Raw genomic sequence first — 19,212 nt, 5'->3', positions numbered from 1 at the left:
GGAGCGACGGCGCGCTGCGCCCCGCTCCCGCCCCGGCGCCCACGGGCCCGGGCCCCGGGCACCCGGGCCGGGGCAGCGGGGCTCAGGGGCGGCTGACCGTACGGGTCACCCCCGCGACGATCGTCGTCGCCAGGATCCAGCCGGTGACGATCAGGGCGTACGACAGCCACTGGTGCCATCCCCCGGGGGCGAACGCCGGCTCCTGGCCGAAGCTGACGACCGGCAGCAGCAGGTCGAGCGTGTAGAAGACCGGGTTGAAGTCCGGCGCCTCGTCCGCCTTGACGGGGCGCGGGTGCTCCAGGGCGTACGCGACGGATCCGGCCGCCACGAGGGAGAGCAGCCAGGCGGCCGCGCGCAGCGGGCGGAAGCCGTAGCCGACGGCCGCGTCCTGGACGTACCCCCACAGCCGTCCGTACCTGTCGAGCGTGCGGCGCCGGCGGCGCTGCTTGGCGAGCTGGACGAGCCGGGCCGCCTCGTCGTCGCCGATCCGGCGGTAGGACGCCGTCAACTGCTCGTAGTTGTAGGGCTCGTACTCGCCCCCGTCCCGCTCCAGCATCGGAAGGCGGCGCTCGGCGGGCTCGTGCGGGGCGAGTGCGACGTAGGTGAGATTGCTGAGCTGCACCCGGTCCGGCAGCATCTCCGGTTCGAGTGTCAGGATCTCTATCTGGGAACGCCGCAGGTTCAGGGCGCCCTCGATGCGCTCGCCCCCGCGCAGCCAGAGTTCACCGATGACGCAGCTGCTCGCCCGCAGCGCGGTGCCGCCCGGATGCGCCAGGCGGGCGTGCAGCAGGTCGAGGCGGCCCGGTATACGCGAGCCCCGCAGCTCGACCCGGCCCCGCGCCCGGATGCACCGCGCCCGTATGTGCGCGCCCACGTGGAGGTTCTGGGCGTCCAGCGCGGTCCCCCCGGGCCTGTCGAACTCGGCGTCCTGGACGTTGATCCGCCCGGTGACGGAGGCGCCCGTCAGCCGCACCTGCCCGTGGGCCCGCATCCCCGGCGCCCACAGGTCGTCCCCGATCACCGCCTGGTTGAGCTGGAGGACCGGTTCGGAGTCGTCCGGCGCCGTGAGGTGCGCCCGCTCCATGAACAGCGCCCCCGCGATCCGTGCCCCGCCGAGCCGCACGGGCCCCCGGACACGGCACTCCGTCATGCGGAGCTTCCCCTCGACCCGCAGGGTCGCCGAGGTGAGGCCCGGCAGGACGGACCTGCTCAGGTCGAGCTGGCGCAGCTGGGCTCCGTACAGGTCGGGTGTGCCGTCGAAACGGCACCGGCTCAGCCGGACGGCGGTGTCGACGGTGGCGTACCTCAGGTCCAGGACGCCGGTGATCCGCGCCCCCGTGATCCTGAGCGCGGGGATCTCCCCCTCCTCCCGAGGCGTCCTGAGCAGCAGCGCCCGCAGGACGCCGGCCCGTACGGTCCGCTCGGCCCCCCAGGCGTCGCCGGACGACGGGTCGTCGTCCCCGGCCGCCGTGAAGTCCACGGACTCGCCCCGGGGGAAGGCCCGCCACACGCGGGCCTCGGCGGGTGAAAGATCGTCGGTCTCGCTCACGCCGGGACTCTGACGCGCTGGATTCGCGCTGTCAACTGCCGTGTGCCACCGCTGTGTTGTCCGGGTGCGAACGCCGTTGCGACCGGGCCTCCGCGGCGGTCCGCGAGGCCGTGTTGTGCCCCCGCGGCCTCGCGCAGCCTCGGCCGGGCAGACCCGGGGAGCGCCCGGCGCGCCGCACCGGAGGCCGCTCCGACGGGCGGACCCGGCCGGAACGGCCCTCAGTGCCCGCGGAGTTCCGCGAGCACCGCGTCCGTCAGCGGGGGCCACGCCTCGATCGCCCACGGGCCGAAGTCCCGGTCGCTCAGGGCCACGCAGGCGGCCCCCGCGTCCGGGTCGACCCACAGGAAGGTGCCGGACTGGCCGAAGTGGCCGAAGGTGCGCGGCGAGGAGGCGGAGCCGGTCCAGTGGGGCGACTTGCCGTCGCGGATCTCGAAGCCGAGGCCCCAGTCGTTGGGCTTCTGCTGCCCGTAGCCGGGCAGCACCCCGGACAGCCCGGGGTGGGCCACCGTCATCGCCTCCAGCACCGTGCGCGGGTCCAGCAGCCGGGGCGCCTGCACCTCGGCGGCGAAGCGCACCAGGTCGTCCACGGTGGACACCGCGTCCTTCGCCGGGGAGCCCTCCAGGGTGGTGGACGCCATGCCGAGCGGCTCCAGGACGGCCTGGCGCAGGTAGTCGGCGAAGGGGATGTCCGTCGCCTTCGCGATGTGGTCGCCCAGCGCCTCGAAGCCCGCGTTCGAGTAGATCCGGCGGGTGCCCGGCGCGGCCATCACCCGGTCCTCGTCGAAGGCCAGCCCGGAGGTGTGGGCGAGCAGGTGGCGCACGGTGGAGCCCGCGGGCCCGGCGGGCTCGTCCAGCTCGACGGCCCCCTCCTCGTACGCGACCAGGACGGCGTACGCGGCGAGGGGCTTGGTCACCGAGGCCAGCGGGAAGCGCCGGCCGGTGGGCCCGTGGGCCCCCGCGAGGCTCCCGTCCGCGCGCACCACGGCGACCGCCGCGGTGGGTACCGGCCAGTTCTCGATCATCGCCAGGCTCTGCATGGCCCCGAGCCTAGTGCCCCGCCGGACGGGCCCCTCCCGCGGGCGGGACCCGCCCCGCGGGCCCGCCGGCCGGGCCGCGTCAGCAGCGCAGCCGCATCGCCGGGTCGGGAGTGCGCACGAAACCGAGCGAGGCGTACAGCGGCTCCGCCTCCTCGGAGGCGCGCAGGTCCACCCGCCGGACGCCGCGGTCGCGGAACCAGCCCAGCAGCCCCTCCATGCACGCCCGGGAGAAGCCGCGGCGGCGCATGTCGGCATCCGTTGCGACACTGAACACGTACCCGGTCGTGCCCTGCGGGTTCCCCGGGCCGCCGAGGCGGTACTCGACGGTCCCCACCGCGCAGGCGGCCAGACCGCCCCCCGGGCGTTCGACGACGTACGCGGCGAGGTCCCCGTCCGCCTCGGCCAGCCGCCTGCGCAGGGTCGCGACCGCAACGGGCTGCCAGTCGGTGTCCGGATCGGTGCCGGAGAGGGACTCCTGCATGACCGTACGGAGACGCACCAGCTCCTCGGCGTCCTCGGGCGTGGCGCTGCGCAGCGGGATCATGGAGCGACAGGGTAGTCCGGGCGCCCCGGCGGCCGCCGGGAGTTTCCGCGCGGGCCCGCGCTTGCCTGGAGTGCACTCCAACCTCCTAGCGTGGAGGACATGACGGTGATCCCGAGCAGCCCGGCGCCGGCCGCCGGCCCCGCGGGCCGCGGCACCGGCCCCTCCGAGCCGCGCCACCCGCGCCCCGACGGCCGCGACCGCTACACCATCGGCGAGGTGGCGTCGCTCACCGGCCTCACCGCGCACACCCTGCGCTGGTACGAGCGCATCGGGCTGATGCCGCACGTGGACCGCTCGCACACCGGGCAGCGCCGCTTCAGCAACCGCGACCTGGACTGGCTGGCCTTCGTGGCCAAGCTGCGGCTGACCGGGATGCCGGTCGCCGACATGGTCGCCTACGCCGAGATGGTCCGCGTCGGCGAGGAGACCGTCGACGCCCGCCGCGCCCTGCTGGAGCGCACCCGCGAGGACACGGCCGCCCGGATCGCCGAACTCCGGGACACCCTCGCCGTCCTCGACCGCAAGATCGCTTACTACCACGACGCCGTCGCGGCGTCCGGGAAGGACTGAACCACCATGGCAGACCCCGTGATCGACCGGGTGCGCCTCGGCGCACAGGGCCCCCTCGTGGGCGTCCAGGGACTCGGCTGCATGGGCATGAGCGAGTTCTACGGCGCCACCGACGAGTCCGCCGCCCGCGAGACCCTCGACACCGCGCTGGAACGGGGGGTCACCCTCCTCGACACCGCCGACATCTACGGCCGGGGCGCGAACGAGGAGTTCCTCGCCCCGTTCGTCGCCGCCCACCGCGACGAGATCACGATCGCGACCAAGTTCGCCGTCGACCGCGGCGCGGGTGACGAGAGGCGGACGGTGCGCAACGACCCGGCGTACATACGCCGGGCCGTCGAGGGCAGCCTGCGCCGCCTGGGCGTGGACGTGATCGACCTCTACTACATGCACCGCCGGGACCCGGCCGTGCCGCTGGCCGAGTCCGTCGGCGCCATGGGGGAGCTGGTCGAGCGCGGTCTCGTGCGCCACCTCGGGCTGAGCGAGGTGACGGGCGCGGAACTGCGCGAGGCGCACGCGGTCCACCCGATCGCGGCCCTGCAATCGGAGTGGTCCCTGTTCAGCCGCGACGTCGAGCGCAGCGCCGTGGGCGCCGCCGCCGAACTGGGTGTGGCCTTCGTCCCCTACTCACCGCTCGGCCGGGGCTTCCTCACCGGCGCGTTCGCCGACGCCGGTACCGACCTGGGCACCGACGACTTCCGCCGCTACCAGCCCCGCTTCACCGGTGAGAACGCGGCCGCCAACGCCGCCCTGCTGAAGCCGGTGCACGAGATCGCCGCCGCCCACGGGGCGACGGCGGCGCAGGTCGCCCTGGCCTGGGTGCAGCAGCGGGCCGAGGTGCACGGCCTGGCCGTCGTCCCGATCCCGGGCACCCGCAAGCCGTCCCGGCTGAGGGAGAACGTCGCCGCCACCGGGCTCCACCTGGACGCGGAGGAGCTGGCCGCGCTGGAGCCGATCGCCGACCGGGTCGCCGGCGACCGCTACCCCGACATGTCGACGACCTCGGCGGCCCGGGAGTAGGACGCGCGCCGGCCCCGGCCGGTGCTCACAGCTCCGCGAGCAGCTCCGCCTTCTTGCGGCTGAACTCCTCGTCCGTCACCAGACCCGCCCCGTGCAGGTCGCCGAGGTGGCGGATGCGGTCCGCGATGTCGGCGGGGTCCCGGCGCGGCTGCGCGGCGGTCAGCGCCGGGGCGGGACTCTGGCTGCGCACGGCCTGGAGGACCGCGGCGGCGAACGGCAGGGACTCGTGCAGCAGCCCGTAGCCGAGGCCGAAGACCACCGCGGCGGGGTCCTGGTCCGGCTGCGGGGCGCCGGGGCCGCCGCCCCGGGGGAGCAGCCGCAGGTACCCGCCCAGCACCTCCGGCGAGCGCCACTCGACGCCGCTGAGCTCCGAGAGCGCGAAACTCTGGTCGCCGGCCTTCCACTTGGCGGTGGTCGCGCCCGTCCAGTACCAGCGGAACGCGACCCGGGAGCCGTCGAACGTCGCTTTTCCGTCATACGCCTTGAAGCCCAGCGGCGCCTCGGGAGCGGTCACCAGGTAGCGCTCGGCGCTCTCCCCGGCGGCCGGGCCGAGCCGCGACCGCAGCTCCTCGGTGTAGTACTCGGCCAGCGTCCCGCGCTCCCCGGGCAGCACCAGCCGGTAGGGGTCGACCCCCTCCTTCAACTGCCCCGCGGCCGCCTCCATCAGGGGGTCCGCACCAGGTCTCGGGGCGGCGTGCAGCACGACGGTGCCCCGCTTGCCGGGGGACAGCTCCACCGTGGCCAGCGCCTCGTAGGGGATACGCCGTTCACGCAGCACGGAGAACAACCTCGGTGCGCGGATACCCCGTTCGAAGCGGATGAGCACGGAGTCGGTGTCGAACTCCCACGTGGCGTGCATTCCGGCCAGTACGTCACCCATGTGCCACATCGTATGCGTCCGGGGCCTGTCCGTCGCCCCTCCGAGGCAAGCCGTTCGCCCCGTGCTCTACGCGCGTTCGCCGTTCTCCGCGCCGAACGTCCCCTTCCGGCAGGAGGCACCGCCGTCGGCGCAGTCGACGGCCGAGTAGGCTCCCACGCCGATCGCCGCGAAGTTGCCGAGGCTGTCCGTGCCTGGCTCGAAGTAGCCGGTGTGACCCACCGCGCGGACGGCGGAGACCACGCGCGCACCGAACTCCGGGGCCACGGGGTCCTCCCCGTGCCCGAGGTCGCCGACCGCCAGGTGCGGCACGCCCTCGATCCAGTCGTCGGCGTCCCGGGCGGCCCAGACCCGCGCGGTGGTGCCGAGCCCGGCCACGTCGTCGGCGCGCATGCCCGGGCTCCCGGCGACGGTGACGTCCACCACCCGCGCGGGCAGGTGCCGGGCGGCCACACCGCACACGACCGAGCCGTAGCTGTGGCAGAACAGCGCCACCCGGGAACGGCCCGGCAGCGCCTCGGTGAAGGCGGTCAGCCGCACCGCACCCAGCTCGGCGAGGCGTCCGGTGGCCGAGTCCATGCCCACCCCGGCGGGAGAGGTGTAGTCCGCCCAGGCGACCACGGCGCTGCGCACCGCGGGGGCCGCCCGCCGCTCGGCGGCGTGGAGCGACCTCGCCATGCCGACCGGCGCCGAGTACCGGCGGGCGGTCCGCTGGAAGGTCAGCAGGTTGGTGTCCACCCCGGGCACCACGACGGAGACCCGCTCGGCCCCGTCCAGGTCGCCGAAGACCTCCGCGACCCTGCCCTGCCCCGAGGGGTCGAAGGCGAGGATCTGACGGTCCTCGCCCATCAGCGAGCTGAACCGGTGCACCCGCCGCGCGGCCTCGCGGCGCCCGTCGGCGGTCAGTCCGTTACCGGCCACCCGTTCCTCCTCCCGCGCGAGTGCCGAGGCGAGCGCCGCACGGTTGGCGAGGTAACGCAGCGTCACCGGGGCGCCGTTGAGGTTGCCGACCACATGCGGGTACCGCGCGGCGAGCCGGGAGCCCTCCCGGGGCGTGAGCGAGTGGAAGAAGGCGGTGATCCGTGCGGGCGGGGCGTCGGCGGGAGGCAGCCCCCCGCCGGCGGTGGCGGACTCGCGCCAGCGGGCCAACTCGGCGGCGAGAGCGGTGCGGGGGCCCTTCTGATGTCGCACGACGGTCCAGCCGGTGGTCGCCAGCATCATCAGGACCACCGCCAGGACGAGCAGGGCGCGCCGAGCGGTCGGGGGCGGGGCGGTGTCGATGGGAGTCACTGCGGGACACCCTAGGAGACGCGGGAGCGGCCGCACGGCACGGGTGAGGCAGATCACGCGAGTGGACGGAATGCCTGCGGGGAGGGTGACGTTCCGTGCGCGTACGGTGCGCGGGAAGCACGGTGAGCCAGCCCCGAACCACGCCCGGTGGCCGGCCTGTTCGCGCCGGTGCCGCGACGGGCCTCAGGCGTTTCCGGGAGTGGGCGGGGGCCGCCAGTCGGCCGCGAGGGCGGGGCCGAGATGGGCCAGCCACTCCTCGGTGATCGTGCGGATGGCCTCCACGCTCGCGTCCCCGCCCTGGCCCCACTGCCGGCCCGCCGCACGCATGACGCCCCCGAAGGCGGCCACGGCCACCCGCGGCCGCGGGTCGCGTACCGGGTCCAGGCCCTCGCGTCGGGCGATCAGCCCGGCGAGGAGTTCCTCCGACTCGGCGGAGCGGCGCATGTGCGCGGCGAGCAGCACCGGGGTGGACTCGATCATCAGATAGCTGCGCATGTGCAGATCGATCGGGATGATCGCGGAGACGGCCTCCTCCACCGTGTCCCAGGCCGCGAACACCGCCGCGGTCAGCGCCTCGATCGGGCCCTCGCACGCGGGGCGTTCGCGCAGCGCCGCCAGGTAGTGCGACTCCATCAGGTCCTGGACCGCGAACGCCACCTCCTCCTTGCTGGAGAAGTAGCGGAAGAACGTGCGCTGCGAGACCTCCACGGCCTCCGCGATCTCGTCCACCGTGGTCCGCTCGTAGCCCTGGCCGGTGAACAGCTCCAGCGCGACGCGCACCAGCGCGTCCCGGGTGCGCCGCTTCCTGCGGGCCCGCAGTCCGGTCGTCTCGACCGTCACGCCACCGTCCTTCTCCGAGAGCGTCCGAACTGCTCAGGCTACCCGCGGGCGGCGGGTGGGGGAGCCGGCGGCCGGGGGTCCCGAACCCGTTTGTCAACTGTCAGCGACTGACATTAGCCTCCCGGTATGACTCGTCAGACCATCGCCGAGAAGGCTCCGGAGCAGCCCGGAGGCTCCCGGGACTCCGCGCCGCCCGCGCCGTCCGGGGGGCTGCGCGGCCACCCCTGGCTGACCCTGTTCGGCGTCGCCGTCGGCGTGATGATGGTGGCCCTGGACGGCACCATCGTCGCGATCGCCAACCCGGCGATCCAGAAGGACCTCGGCGCCTCCCTCTCCCAGGTCCAGTGGATCACCAACGGCTATCTGCTCGCCCTCGCCGTCGCGCTGATCACGGCCGGGAAGCTGGGCGACCGCTTCGGCCACCGCCAGACCTTCCTCATCGGCATCGCCGGCTTCGCGGCGGCCTCGGCCGCCATCGGGCTCTCCGGCTCCATCGCCCTGGTGATCCTCTTCCGGGTCCTCCAGGGCCTGTTCGGCGCCCTGCTGATGCCGGCCGCCCTCGGTCTGCTGCGGGCCACCTTCCCCGCCGAGAAGCTCAACATGGCGATCGGCATCTGGGGCATGGTGATCGGCGCCTCCACCGCGGGCGGCCCGATCCTCGGCGGGCTGCTGGTCGAGCACGTCAGCTGGCAGTCGGTCTTCTTCATCAACGTGCCGGTCGGGGTGGTCGCGCTCGCCCTCGGCCTGGTGATCCTCAGGGACCACCGTGCCGAGAACGCCCCGCGCTCCTTCGACATCCCCGGCATCCTGCTGCTCTCGGGCGCCATGGGCGCCCTGGTCTACGGGCTGATCAAGGCCGGGGAGTCCTGGGGCTGGGGCGGGACGAGGACCTGGCTGTGCCTCGGCGGCGCCGTCCTGCTCTTCGTGCTGTTCGCCCTCTGGGAGACCCGGGTCGGGGAGCCGCTCATCCCGCTCGGGATGTTCCGCTCCGTCCCGCTGTCGGCCGGCACCGTCCTGATGGTGCTCATGGCCTTCGCCTTCATGGGCGGGCTGTTCTTCGTGACCTTCTACCTCCAGGGCGTCCGTGAGCTCAGCCCGGTCGACAGCGGGCTGCGGCTGCTGCCGCTGACCGCCATGATGATCGTCTCCTCGCCGCTCGCCGGGGCCCTGATCACCCGGTTCGGGCCGCGGGTCCCGCTGGTCGGCGGCATGGTCTGCACCGCCGTCGCCATGTTCGGCATGACGACCCTCACCGACGGCACCTCCACCCTCGCGATGTCCCTCTGGTTCGCCCTCCTCGGCCTCGGGCTCGCCCCGGTGATGGTCGGTGCCACCGAGGTGATCGTCGGCAACGCCCCGCTGGAGCTCTCCGGTGTGGCGGGCGGCCTCCAGCAGGCCGCGATGCAGGTCGGCGGCGCACTCGGCACCGCCGTGCTCGGCGCCGTGATGTCCTCCCGGGTCAGCGCCGAGTTCGCGGAGAACTGGACGGCCGCCGGGATCCCGGCCCCGCCGGACCCGAGGCTGGAGGAGGCCGCTGAGTTCGGCGCCGTGCCCGCCGGGCTCGCGGACGCACCGGGCATGACCCCCGAGCTGGCCTCGGCCATCGGCACGGTCATCCACGACACCTTCATGTCCGGGATGGGCCTGGCGTTCACCGTCGCGGGTGTGGTGGCCGTGGTCGCGGCCGGGGTCGCGACGCTGGCCAGGCGCGGTGCCAACGCCGACGCGGCCGGCGGCGGCGTGCACGTCTGACGCACCCCGTGCCGCGCGACGGCCCCCCCGCCCACCCGGCGGGGGGCCGTCGCCCGTCCGGATGATCCTCGCCGGGGGCCCTTCCCCGGCCGGGGGCGGCGGCGCGAGGCTGCGGGGGACCAGCTCCTGCCCTCCCGCACCGACACCACGGGGGTCGACCCGCATGCCCAGGACCCTGCTCGCCGCCGTCCCCGCCCTCGCCGCGCTGCTCTCCCCGGCGGCGCTGCCGCCCTCCGCCGCGGCCGTCCCCGCACCGGCCGCCGCACCGGCCGCCGCCCGGGGCGGCGACTGCGCCGCCGGGGAGCTGTGCCTGTGGACGGAGCCGGGCTTCCGCGGCACCCGCCGCGGCTACGAACTGGCGGCCACCGGGGTGGAGAACTGCACCCCCCTGCCCGCGGGGGCCCACGCCGCCTCGCTCGCCAACCGCACGGGGCGCCCGGTGACCACCTACCAGTCCGCCGAGTGCGCCGGGACGGGCGAGTTCGAGACCTACCCGGGCAGCGGGACCTGGGTGCCGCTCTCCCCTTACCGGGTGCGGGCCTTCACGGTCTGGGAGCACTGAGCCCGGCGGTCCGGGAGCCCCCGGTCCGCCCGTGCCGGGCCCGGGCCCTCTCCGCGCCGCTCAGCCGCCGGGCCCCTGCACCGGCACACCGGAGCGCCCCGGGGCGTCCACCCCGTCCGGCGCCGTCCCCGCCCCACCGGCGTCCGCCCCGTCCGGCGCCGTGCCCGCAGACAACCGGGCCACCTCCGAGCGCAGCACCCGCACCTCCGCCGTGAGGGCCTCCAGGAGTTCCGTCTGGCGGCGCTCCATCGCGTCGTCCCGCTCGAAGCGCGAGATGAACCAGGCGGCGATGTTGGCCGTGACGACACCGAGCAGGGCGATCCCGGAGATCATCAGCCCCACCGCGAGCAGCCGCCCGAGCCCCGTGGTGGGCGCCAGGTCGCCGTAGCCGACGGTCGTCATCGTGGTGAAGGACCACCACACGGCGTCCCCGAGGGTCTTGATGTTGCCCTCGGGCGCGTCCCGCTCCACCCGCAGCACCGCCAGGGAGCCGAACATCATCAGGCCCACCACCGAGCCGCCGACGTAGGTGGTCAGCGTGATCTGCGGCGCCATCCTGGCCCGCCGCCCCGCCAGCAGCACGGTGGACACCAGCCGCAGCAGCCGCAGCGGCTGGATCAGCGGCAGGAGCACCGCGCACAGGTCCAGCGGATGGCGGCGCACGAACTCCCACTTCGCGGGCGCCAGCGACAGCCGGACCGTGTAGTCCACCGCGAACGCGGCCCACACCAGCCACTCGACGCCCGTGCAGGCGCCGTGGACCCAGGACGGGGCACCGGGCGTCATGATCGGCACGGCGTAGGCGACGGCGAAGGCCACCGCCAGGGCCAGCAGGGGGTTCTGCATCCGCTGCTCCCAGCGGATCTGCGCGTTCCGGACTTCCATGCCCAGCATCGTAGGGACCCCCGGACACGGTCCGGACACGGTCCGGGCGGCGGGTCCCCGTCCCGCACGGCCCGGGGGCGGCGGACCGCCCGGCCCGCCGCCCCCGGAAACCCCTCGTCCGTGCCGCCGCTACGCGTCGCCGCCCGCCGCGCCCGGCTCGGCCGCCGCGACGTCGAGGAGCTGGTAGCGGTCGATCGCCTGCTTCAGGGCGCTGCGGTCCACCGCGCCCTCGCGGGCCAGCTCGGTGAGGACCGCCAGCACGATCGACTGGGCGTCGATGTGGAAGTAGCGGCGGGCCGCCCCGCGGGTGTCCGCGAAGCCGAAGCCGTCCGCGCCCAGCGAGGTGTAGGTGCCCGGCACCCAGCGCGCGATCTGGTCCGGCACCGAGCGCATCCAGTCCGACACGGCGACGAACGGGCCCTGCGCGCCCGAGAGCTTCCGCGTCACGTAGGGCACCCGCTGCTCCTCCTCCGGGTGGAGCAGGTTGTGCTCGTCCACCGCGACCGCCTCGCGCCGCAGCTCGTTCCAGGAGGTCGCCGACCACACGTCCGCCCGGACGTCCCACTCCTCGGCCAGGATCCGCTGCGCCTCCTCGGCCCAGGGCACGGCCACACCGGAGGCCATGATCTGCGCCGGGATCCGGCCCTTCCCGCCGCGGCGCAGCAGGTGGATGCCCTTGAGGATGCCCTCCACGTCCACGTCCGCCGGCTCGGCCGGGTGCAGGATCGGCTCGTTGTACACGGTGAGGTAGTAGAAGACGTCCTCGCCGTGCGGGTGCTCGGCGTCCCCGCCGTACATCCGGCGCAGGCCGTCCTTGACGATGTGCGCGATCTCGAAGCCGAAGGCCGGGTCGTAGGCCACACAGCCCGGGTTGGTCGAGGCCAGCAGCTGGGAGTGGCCGTCGGCGTGCTGGAGGCCCTCACCGGTCAGGGTGGTCCGCCCGGCCGTGGCGCCCAGCACGAAGCCGCGGGACAGCTGGTCGGCCATCTGCCAGAACTGGTCGCCGGTCCGCTGGAAGCCGAACATCGAGTAGAAGACGTAGACGGGGATCAGCGGCTCGCCGTGCGTGGCGTAGGCCGAGCCGGCGGCGATCAGCGAGGCGGTGCAGCCGGCCTCCGAGATGCCGTCGTGGAGCATCTGGCCCGTCGGCGACTCCTTGTAGGCGAGCAGCAGCTCCCGGTCGACGGCCTCGTACTGCTGGCCGAGCGGGTTGTAGATCTTCGCGCTCGGGAAGAAGGAGTCCATGCCGAAGGTGCGGTACTCGTCCGGCGCGATCAGCACGAAGCGCCGACCGATCTCCTTGTCCCGCATGAGGTCCTTCAGCAGCCGTACGAACGCCATGGTCGTGGCGATCGACTGCTGGCCGGAGCCCTTCTTCACGGCCGCGTAGGCCGTGTCGTCGGGCAGCGCGAGCGGCTTGGAGCGCACCACACGGGTCGGCACGTAGCCGCCGAGCGCCTGGCGCCGGTCGTGCATGTACTGGATCTCCTCCGACTCCCGGCCCGGGTGGTAGTACGGCGGCGGGCCGGACTCCAGCTGGGCGTCGGTGACGGGGATGTGGAGGCGGTCGCGGAAGCCCTTCAGGTCGTCGACCGTGAGCTTCTTCATCTGGTGGGTGGCGTTGCGGCCCTCGAAGTTCGGGCCGAGGGTCCAGCCCTTCACGGTCTGCGCGAGGATCACCGTCGGCTGGCCCCTGTGCTCCCGGGCCGCCGCGTAGGCCGCGTAGATCTTGCGGTGGTCGTGGCCGCCGCGGCCCAGCATCAGGATCTGGTGGTCCGTCATGTTCTCGACCATGGCGCGCAGGCGGTGGTCGTCGCCGAAGAAGTGGTCGCGGATGTAGGCGCCGGTCTCGGTGGCGTACGTCTGGAACTGCCCGTCGGGGGTGGTGTTCAGCCGGTTGACGAGCACGCCGTCGCGGTCCTGCGCGAGCAGCGGGTCCCAGGTGCGGTCCCAGACCAGCTTGATCACGTTCCAGCCGGCACCGCGGAACTGCGACTCCAGCTCCTGGATGATCTTGCCGTTGCCGCGCACCGGGCCGTCGAGGCGCTGGAGGTTGCAGTTCACCACGAAGGTGAGGTTGTCCAGGCCCTCGCGGGCCGCGATGGACAGCTGGCCCAGCGACTCGGGCTCGTCCATCTCGCCGTCGCCCAGGTAGGCCCACACGTGGGAGCCCGAGGTGTCGGCGATGCCGCGCGCCTCCATGTAGCGGTTCATGCGGGCCTGGTAGATCGCGCTGATGGGCCCGAGGCCCATCGACACGGTCGGGAACTCCCAGAAGTCCGGCATCAGCCGCGGGTGCGGGTAGCTGGAGAGGCCGTTCGGCGCCTTCGACTTCTCCTGGCGGAAGGCGTCGAGCTGCTGCTCCGAGAGCCGGTCCAGCAGGAAGGCGCGGGCGTAGATGCCGGGTGAGGCGTGCCCCTGGAAGAAGATCTGGTCCCCGCCCCGGCCGTCGTCCTTGCCGCGGAAGAAGTGGTTGAAGCCCACGTCGTAGAGGGAGGCGGAGGAGGCGAAGGTGGCGATGTGGCCGCCGACCCCGATACCGGGGCGCTGGGCGCGCGAGACCATCACCGCCGCGTTCCAGCGGGTGGCGTTCAGGATCCGGCGCTCGATCTCCTCGTTGCCGGGGAAGAAGGGCTCGGCCTTGGTCGCGATGGTGTTGACGTAGTCCGTGCTGCGCATCTCGGGCACGGCCACGCGCTTCTCGCGGGCCCGCTCGATCAGGCGCAGCATGAGGTAGCGGGCGCGCTCGCGGCCCCGCTCGTCGACGGCGGCGTCGAGGGAGTCCAGCCACTCCTTCGTCTCTTCGGGATCGAAGTCGGGGACCTGGCTGGGAAGGCCGCCAATGATGATCGGGTTGCGATCGGATCCGGAAGCCACGCTGTTCCTTCACTGTTTGGGGTGTCTGGCCGCGCTGCCGCGGGAAGACGCGCTGACGTGATGACGGTCGAGCTGTCGCACCGCATCCATCGTGTACCGCCTGGCCGCGTACGTCATCTCTACCGAGTGGTAACTCCCGGTGTCCGGCGGATCCGTCCGCCGGTGCGCCGGTGCGGGCCCGCGTGGCGCCCTCGGTGGCGGTCCGGACCGCCCGGGGCGGCCCGCGCCGGGCCCCGGCGGCGGCGGTCGGCCCCGTCGAACCGGGGGAGCGGACCCTATCGAACCGCAACCTTACGCCCACACCGTTCACGTGTTTCGGCCGGCCGCCCGGTTCCGAACGACGGATGGAGGGGTAGGTTTGGCGCAAAGGGCCTCAAAGGGCGTGGCCGGGGCGCGACCGGGAGGATCGTGCGACCGAACGGACGGCAGCGCCTGGAGTTGAGCCGAGACGGCCGCAAACGTCACCGTTTCGGCGGTCCCTACGGCCGGGTACTTGCGCGATCCGTCCCGCCCGTGTGGACTACGGCCCATGCCACGCGTACGCGCGCGGCCGACGCATTTTCCGAGAACGATCAGGAGGCAAGCCGTGAGCGCGACCGCGGACCACGCGGAGGAGCGGACCAACCCGGCGTCGAAGCTGGGGTTCGAGCCCGGACAGGTGGTCCAGGAGATCGGCTACGACGACGACGTCGAGCAGGAACTCCGCGAGGCAATCGAAGCCGTTATCGGGCAGGAGCTCGTCGACGAGGACTACGACGACGTCGCCGACGTCGTGGTGCTGTGGTTCCGCGACGAGGACGGCGACCTCACGGACGCCCTGGTGGACGCCATCGGCCTGATCGACGAGGGCGGGGAGATCTGGCTGATGACCCCCAAGACCGGCCGTGACGGCTATGTCGAGCCCAGCGACATCAACGAGGCGGCGCAGACGGCCGGACTCACCCAGGCCCGCAGCATCAGCGTGGGCAAGGACTGGAGCGGCAGCCGGCTGTCCACCCCGAAGGCGGCCAAGACCAAGCGCTGACAGCGCGCCCCCGGCGGACCATCCCGAAGGCCCCTGCCGACGCCCGGAGCACCGGCCTGCGTCGACGGGGGCCTTCCCCATGCCCGGCGGGGCCCTTCCACGGGCCCCGCACCGGCTGCGTAGGGTGGGACCGACCGGTCCGGCTCACCGGTTCGGCCCACTGATCCGGCTCACTGAAAGGGCGGTTTCCCATGGCGATCGAGGTCGGCGACAAGGCTCCCGAGTTCGAGCTCAAGGACAACCACGGCCGCACCGTCGCACTCTCCGACTACCGCGGCGAGAAGAACGTGGTGCTGCTGTTCTACCCGTTCGCCTTCACCGGGGTCTGCACCGGCGAGCTGTGCGCCCTCCGCGACGAGCTGCCGACCTTCGTCAACGAGGACACGCAGCTGCTCGCCGTCTCCAACGACTCGATCCACACCCTGCGCGTCTACGCCGAGCAGGAGGGCCTGGAGTACCCGCTGCTGTCGGACTTCTGGCCGCACGGCGACACCTCCCGGGACTACGGCGTCTTCGACGAGGAGAAGGGCTGCGCCGTGCGCGGCACCTTCATCATCGACAAGGAGGGCATCGTGCGCTGGACCGTCGTCAACGGGCTCCCCGACGCCCGCGACCTCAACGACTACGTCGCGGCCCTCGGCGCCCTGTGAGGCGGCGGCACGGCTGAGCACACCGGCCGGACCCGCGGGTGAAAGCCTGTTTCGCGCGGGAACCGGTCACTAGGATCCTCTCGTTGATCCGTACAGGAACGCACCACCGGGGGCGCTGCCCCTGAACACCACTGGAGGGACTCGTGGGAGTCAGCCTCAGCAAGGGCGGCAACGTCTCGCTGACCAAGGCCGCACCGAATCTGACCGCGGTGACCGTCGGTCTGGGCTGGGACGTCCGGACCACCACCGGCACCGACTTCGACCTCGACGCCAGCGCCCTGCTGACCAACGCCGAGGGCAAGGTCACCAACGACGCGAACTTCGTCTTCTTCAACAACCTCAAGAGCCCCGACGGCTCCGTCGAGCACACGGGCGACAACCTCACCGGCGAGGGCGAGGGCGACGACGAGCAGATCAAGGTCAACCTGTCCGCCGTCCCCGCCGACGTCGAGAAGATCGTCTTCCCGGTCTCCATCTACGACGCCGAGACCCGTCAGCAGTCCTTCGGCCAGGTGCGCAACGCCTTCATCCGCGTCGTGAACCAGGCCGACAACAACGAGCTCGCCCGCTACGACCTCTCGGAGGACGCCTCCACCGAGACGGCCATGGTCTTCGGCGAGCTCTACCGCAACGGCGCGGAGTGGAAGTTCCGTGCCATCGGCCAGGGCTACGCCTCGGGCCTGCGCGGCATCGCGCAGGACTTCGGCGTCAACGTCTGATCCGCACACCCCTCGGCCCCGCCCCCGCAACTCCGGCCGACGGCCGTCGGCCGGACGGCCGCAGCCGCAGGGGCGGGGCCGAGGTCGCCTCCGGCGCCGCACACCCCGTGCGGCGCCGGTCGTGCCTCGCCGAGGCACCCTCGCACCGCACGTCACCAAGGGGAGGACACACCAGCATGGGCGTCACACTCGCCAAGGGAGGCAACGTCTCCCTCTCCAAGGCCGCACCCAATCTCACCCAGGTCCTCGTCGGGCTCGGCTGGGACGCACGCTCCACCACCGGGGCGCCCTTCGACCTCGACGCGAGCGCACTCCTGTGCCGCGACGGCAGGGTGCTCGGCGACGAGTGGTTCGTCTTCTACAACCAGCTCACCAGCCCGGACGGCTCCGTCCAGCACACGGGCGACAACCTCACCGGTGAGGGTGACGGCGACGACGAGTCCGTGGTCGTGGACCTCCCCCAGGTCCCCGCCGACGTCGACAAGATCGTCTTCCCCGTCTCCATCCACGAGGCGGACAACCGCGGCCAGACCTTCGGGCAGGTCAGCAACGCCTTCATCCGGGTGGTGAACCAGGCCGACGGCCAGGAACTGGCCCGCTACGACCTCTCGGAGGACGCCTCCACGGAGACGGCGATGATCTTCGGCGAGCTCTACCGCTACCAGGGCGAATGGAAGTTCCGCGCGGTGGGGCAGGGGTACGCATCGGGCCTGCGCGGCATCGCTCTAGACTTCGGGGTCAATGTTTCGTAAAGCCGCGTGCGGTGCGGGGGAGGGCCATCCCCCAGGCTTCACCCGGGGGACCATCACACGATTGGGTAACCAGTGGTTCTGAAAACCTTCGGCTGGTCGTTCGCCGTAACGGCGGCCGGCCTGGCCTTCGCCGCCTGGCAGTGGGGCTGGGAAGCCTTCGGGATCGTCCTGATCCTCTCGATCCTCGAGATCTCCCTCTCCTTCGACAACGCGGTCGTGAACGCCGGCATCCTCAAGAAGATGAATGCCTTCTGGCAGAAGATCTTCCTGACGATCGGCATTCTGATCGCCGTGTTCGGCATGCGGCTGGTGTTCCCCGTCGTGATCGTGGCCATCAGCGCCCAGGTCGGGCCGATCGAGGCCGTCCAGCTGGCCATGGACGATCCGGACCGCTACGAGGCGCTCGTCACCGACGCCCACCCGGCCATCGCGGCCTTCGGCGGCATGTTCCTCCTGATGATCTTCCTCGACTTCCTGTTCGAGGAGCGGGAGCACAAGTGGCTCGCCTGGCTGGAGCGCCCGGTGGCCAAGCTGGGCAAGATCGACATGCTCTCGGTGTGCGTCGCCCTGATCGTCCTGCTGGTCACGGCGATCACCTTCGCCACCCACGCCCACACCAGCACGGGCCACGCCGACAAGTCCGCCACCGTCCTGCTCTCCGGCGTCGCGGGCCTGATCACCTACCTGGTCGTCGGCGGCCTCTCCGGCTACTTCGAGGACAAGCTGGAGGAAGAGGAGGAGCGCGAGCACGAGGAGGAGGAGCGCGCCAAGCGCGAGGGCAAGCAGGTCTCCGCCGTCGGCCTGGCGGGCAAGGCCGCCTTCTTCCTCTTCCTCTACCTGGAAGTCCTCGACGCCTCCTTCTCCTTCGACGGAGTGATCGGCGCCTTCGCCATCACCAACCACATCTTCTGGATGGCACTCGGCCTCGGCATCGGCGCCATGTACGTCCGCTCCCTCACGGTGTACCTGGTCCGCCAGGGCACCCTGGACGACTACGTCTACCTGGAGCACGGCGCGCACTACGCGATCGGCGCCCTCGCCGTCATCCTGCTGATCACGATCCAGCACGAGATCAGCGAGATCATCACCGGCCTGGTCGGCGTCGTGCTGATCGCGGCCTCCTTCCTCTCCTCGCTGCAGCGCAACAGGAAGGCGGCGGCGGCCGAGGGCGGCTCCTCCGGCGACAAGGCCGGGGTCTCCTCAGGGGTGTGACACCCGCCCCCGGGCGGGAACGCTTCCCGGCGGGGCGGTCGCGAGGTGCTCAGCCTCGCGGCCGCCCCGCCGCATGCACGGGCACGGGCACGGGCGCAGCGCCCGCGCAGGCGCGGCACAGGCACGGACAGTCGGGCACGGCGAGTGTGGGGTGGGGCATGGCCTTCTGGGACAACCTGTTTCGAGGCAGCGCGGCGCAGTTCGATTCCGGCAGCGCCGCCTCCAACGCGATCGAGCTGACCAGGCGGCGCCCGTCGGTGTCGCTGTCCAAGCAGGGCGCCGCCAGCGGCAACCTGCGCGTCAACCTCTCCTGGCGGATGCGCACCTCCGACATCGAGGGCCGCTCGCGCCCCGCCGGCGGCCTGCTGAGGAACCCGCTGAGGATGTTCCAGCCGGAGGTCGTCCAGGCCCACACGCAGGGCATGGTCAACGTCGACCTCGACCTCGGCTGCCTGTACGAGCTCGCCGACGGCACCAAGGGCGTCGTCCAGCCCCTCGGCGGCTTCTTCGGCGACCTCAACGAGCCGCCCTACGTGCGCCTCAGCGGCGACGACCGCTTCGGCGCCCCCTCCGGCGAGACGATCTTCGTCAACCTGGACCACCGCGAGGACATCACGCGGCTGCTCTTCTTCGTCTACATCTACGACCAGACCCCGGCCTTCGACCGGACCCACGCCACCTGCACCCTCTACCCGAGCAACGGGCCCCGGCTGGAGATCGAACTCGACGAGCGCGCCCCCGAGGCCCGGTCCTGCGCGGTGTTCTCCGTCGACAACACCAAGGGCGAGCTGGTCGTCCGCCGCGAGGTGAAGTTCGTCTACGGCTTCCAGGCCGAGCTGGACCGGCTCTACGGCTGGGGGCTCCAGTGGGGCAGGGGCTACAAGAGCAGGGTGTGACAGCTGCGCCCCGCCCCGGAGGCCGCGGTGCGGGCCCTGAGCCGCTCGCGGCCTCGGTGCCGTCCGTGCCCCCGAGGCCCCCGGCGAAGCCGCCGCCGGGGCCGCCCGCCGGGGCCGCCCGCCGGGGGCGTCAGACCCCGGACCAGGCGCGCCCGC

At 72.8% G+C, this 19,212-nt stretch carries 18 protein-coding genes; 10 read left to right on the top strand and 8 right to left on the bottom strand.

Features of this window, described 5'->3' with window-relative positions:
* Positions 1 to 82: 82 nt before the first annotated feature.
* From NPS70_RS10660 to NPS70_RS10650, 3 genes are all read right to left on the bottom strand, one after another.
* Complete coding sequence (locus NPS70_RS10660) at positions 83 to 1,549, bottom strand: membrane-associated oxidoreductase (protein WP_256523892.1); 1,467 nt, start codon at positions 1,547 to 1,549, stop codon at positions 83 to 85.
* A gap of 218 nt (positions 1,550 to 1,767) precedes the next feature.
* Complete coding sequence (locus NPS70_RS10655) at positions 1,768 to 2,586, bottom strand: serine hydrolase (protein ID WP_256523891.1); 819 nt, start codon at positions 2,584 to 2,586, stop codon at positions 1,768 to 1,770.
* A 79-nt stretch (positions 2,587 to 2,665) separates the two neighbouring features.
* Entirely contained in the window at positions 2,666 to 3,130 is a 465-nt protein-coding gene (locus tag NPS70_RS10650) for a GNAT family N-acetyltransferase (RefSeq protein WP_256523890.1), read from the bottom strand.
* Between the two features lie 99 nt (positions 3,131 to 3,229).
* Here NPS70_RS10650 and NPS70_RS10645 point away from each other — a divergent pair, with 99 nt between their 5' ends.
* Complete coding sequence (locus NPS70_RS10645; protein ID WP_256523889.1) at positions 3,230 to 3,700, top strand: MerR family transcriptional regulator; 471 nt, start codon at positions 3,230 to 3,232, stop codon at positions 3,698 to 3,700.
* A gap of 6 nt (positions 3,701 to 3,706) precedes the next feature.
* Positions 3,707 to 4,720, top strand: a complete 1,014-nt coding sequence (locus NPS70_RS10640; RefSeq protein WP_256523888.1) for an aldo/keto reductase — start codon at positions 3,707 to 3,709, stop codon at positions 4,718 to 4,720.
* A gap of 25 nt (positions 4,721 to 4,745) precedes the next feature.
* On the opposite strand, the gene NPS70_RS10635 is transcribed toward NPS70_RS10640, so the two are convergent.
* The 3 genes from NPS70_RS10635 to NPS70_RS10625 all read right to left on the bottom strand — a co-directional run bounded on the left by NPS70_RS10635 (position 4,746) and on the right by NPS70_RS10625 (position 7,727).
* Positions 4,746 to 5,600, bottom strand: coding sequence for a DUF4429 domain-containing protein (locus tag NPS70_RS10635; protein ID WP_256523887.1), 855 nt, complete (start codon positions 5,598 to 5,600; stop codon positions 4,746 to 4,748).
* A gap of 66 nt (positions 5,601 to 5,666) precedes the next feature.
* A complete protein-coding gene (locus NPS70_RS10630; protein WP_256523886.1) occupies positions 5,667 to 6,887 on the bottom strand; it encodes an alpha/beta hydrolase in 1,221 nt (406 codons plus the stop codon).
* Positions 6,888 to 7,070: 183 nt separating this feature from the next.
* Positions 7,071 to 7,727, bottom strand: a complete 657-nt coding sequence (locus NPS70_RS10625; RefSeq protein ID WP_256523885.1) for a TetR family transcriptional regulator — start codon at positions 7,725 to 7,727, stop codon at positions 7,071 to 7,073.
* A 141-nt stretch (positions 7,728 to 7,868) separates the two neighbouring features.
* Between NPS70_RS10625 and NPS70_RS10620 the strand changes: the two genes are divergently transcribed.
* Together NPS70_RS10620 and NPS70_RS10615 are read left to right on the top strand one after the other, a co-directional pair.
* Positions 7,869 to 9,479, top strand: a complete 1,611-nt coding sequence (locus tag NPS70_RS10620; protein WP_374211976.1) for an MFS transporter — start codon at positions 7,869 to 7,871, stop codon at positions 9,477 to 9,479.
* A 163-nt stretch (positions 9,480 to 9,642) separates the two neighbouring features.
* Positions 9,643 to 10,041: a peptidase inhibitor family I36 protein gene (locus NPS70_RS10615; RefSeq protein ID WP_256523883.1), complete on the top strand. Its 399-nt coding sequence runs from the start codon at positions 9,643 to 9,645 to the stop codon at positions 10,039 to 10,041.
* Positions 10,042 to 10,101: 60 nt separating this feature from the next.
* Here the strand turns inward: NPS70_RS10615 and NPS70_RS10610 are convergent, their stop codons facing one another.
* Both NPS70_RS10610 and aceE read right to left on the bottom strand, forming a co-directional pair.
* Positions 10,102 to 10,926 (bottom strand): potassium channel family protein, encoded by an 825-nt coding sequence (locus tag NPS70_RS10610; protein WP_256523882.1) that lies wholly within the window; start codon positions 10,924 to 10,926, stop codon positions 10,102 to 10,104.
* Between the two features lie 129 nt (positions 10,927 to 11,055).
* Positions 11,056 to 13,803 carry a pyruvate dehydrogenase (acetyl-transferring), homodimeric type gene (gene aceE / locus NPS70_RS10605; RefSeq protein ID WP_256523881.1) on the bottom strand — a complete coding sequence of 916 codons (2,748 nt, stop codon included), beginning with the start codon at positions 13,801 to 13,803 and terminating at the stop codon, positions 11,056 to 11,058.
* Between the two features lie 586 nt (positions 13,804 to 14,389).
* On the opposite strand from aceE, the gene NPS70_RS10600 reads away from it, so the two are divergent.
* The 6 genes from NPS70_RS10600 to NPS70_RS10575 all read left to right on the top strand — a co-directional run bounded on the left by NPS70_RS10600 (position 14,390) and on the right by NPS70_RS10575 (position 19,056).
* Positions 14,390 to 14,827 (top strand): DUF3052 domain-containing protein, encoded by a 438-nt coding sequence (locus NPS70_RS10600; protein ID WP_256523880.1) that lies wholly within the window; start codon positions 14,390 to 14,392, stop codon positions 14,825 to 14,827.
* A 191-nt stretch (positions 14,828 to 15,018) separates the two neighbouring features.
* Positions 15,019 to 15,477 carry a peroxiredoxin gene (locus NPS70_RS10595; RefSeq protein WP_256523879.1) on the top strand — a complete coding sequence of 153 codons (459 nt, stop codon included), beginning with the start codon at positions 15,019 to 15,021 and terminating at the stop codon, positions 15,475 to 15,477.
* A gap of 143 nt (positions 15,478 to 15,620) precedes the next feature.
* The gene (locus NPS70_RS10590) at positions 15,621 to 16,196 is read left to right on the top strand and encodes a TerD family protein (RefSeq protein WP_256523878.1); all 576 of its coding nucleotides are present in this window, start codon (positions 15,621 to 15,623) and stop codon (positions 16,194 to 16,196) included.
* A 176-nt stretch (positions 16,197 to 16,372) separates the two neighbouring features.
* Positions 16,373 to 16,948, top strand: a complete 576-nt coding sequence (locus NPS70_RS10585; RefSeq protein WP_256523877.1) for a TerD family protein — start codon at positions 16,373 to 16,375, stop codon at positions 16,946 to 16,948.
* A 72-nt stretch (positions 16,949 to 17,020) separates the two neighbouring features.
* Positions 17,021 to 18,160, top strand: a complete 1,140-nt coding sequence (locus tag NPS70_RS10580; protein WP_256523876.1) for a DUF475 domain-containing protein — start codon at positions 17,021 to 17,023, stop codon at positions 18,158 to 18,160.
* Between the two features lie 158 nt (positions 18,161 to 18,318).
* Complete coding sequence (locus NPS70_RS10575; RefSeq protein ID WP_256523875.1) at positions 18,319 to 19,056, top strand: Tellurium resistance; 738 nt, start codon at positions 18,319 to 18,321, stop codon at positions 19,054 to 19,056.
* Positions 19,057 to 19,212 lie beyond the last annotated feature (156 nt).

Source organism: Streptomyces sp. C10-9-1, from assembly GCF_024497955.1.
Taxonomy (GTDB): domain Bacteria; phylum Actinomycetota; class Actinomycetes; order Streptomycetales; family Streptomycetaceae; genus Streptomyces; species Streptomyces sanyensis.
This window is presented reverse-complemented; position numbering and strand designations above follow the sequence as displayed.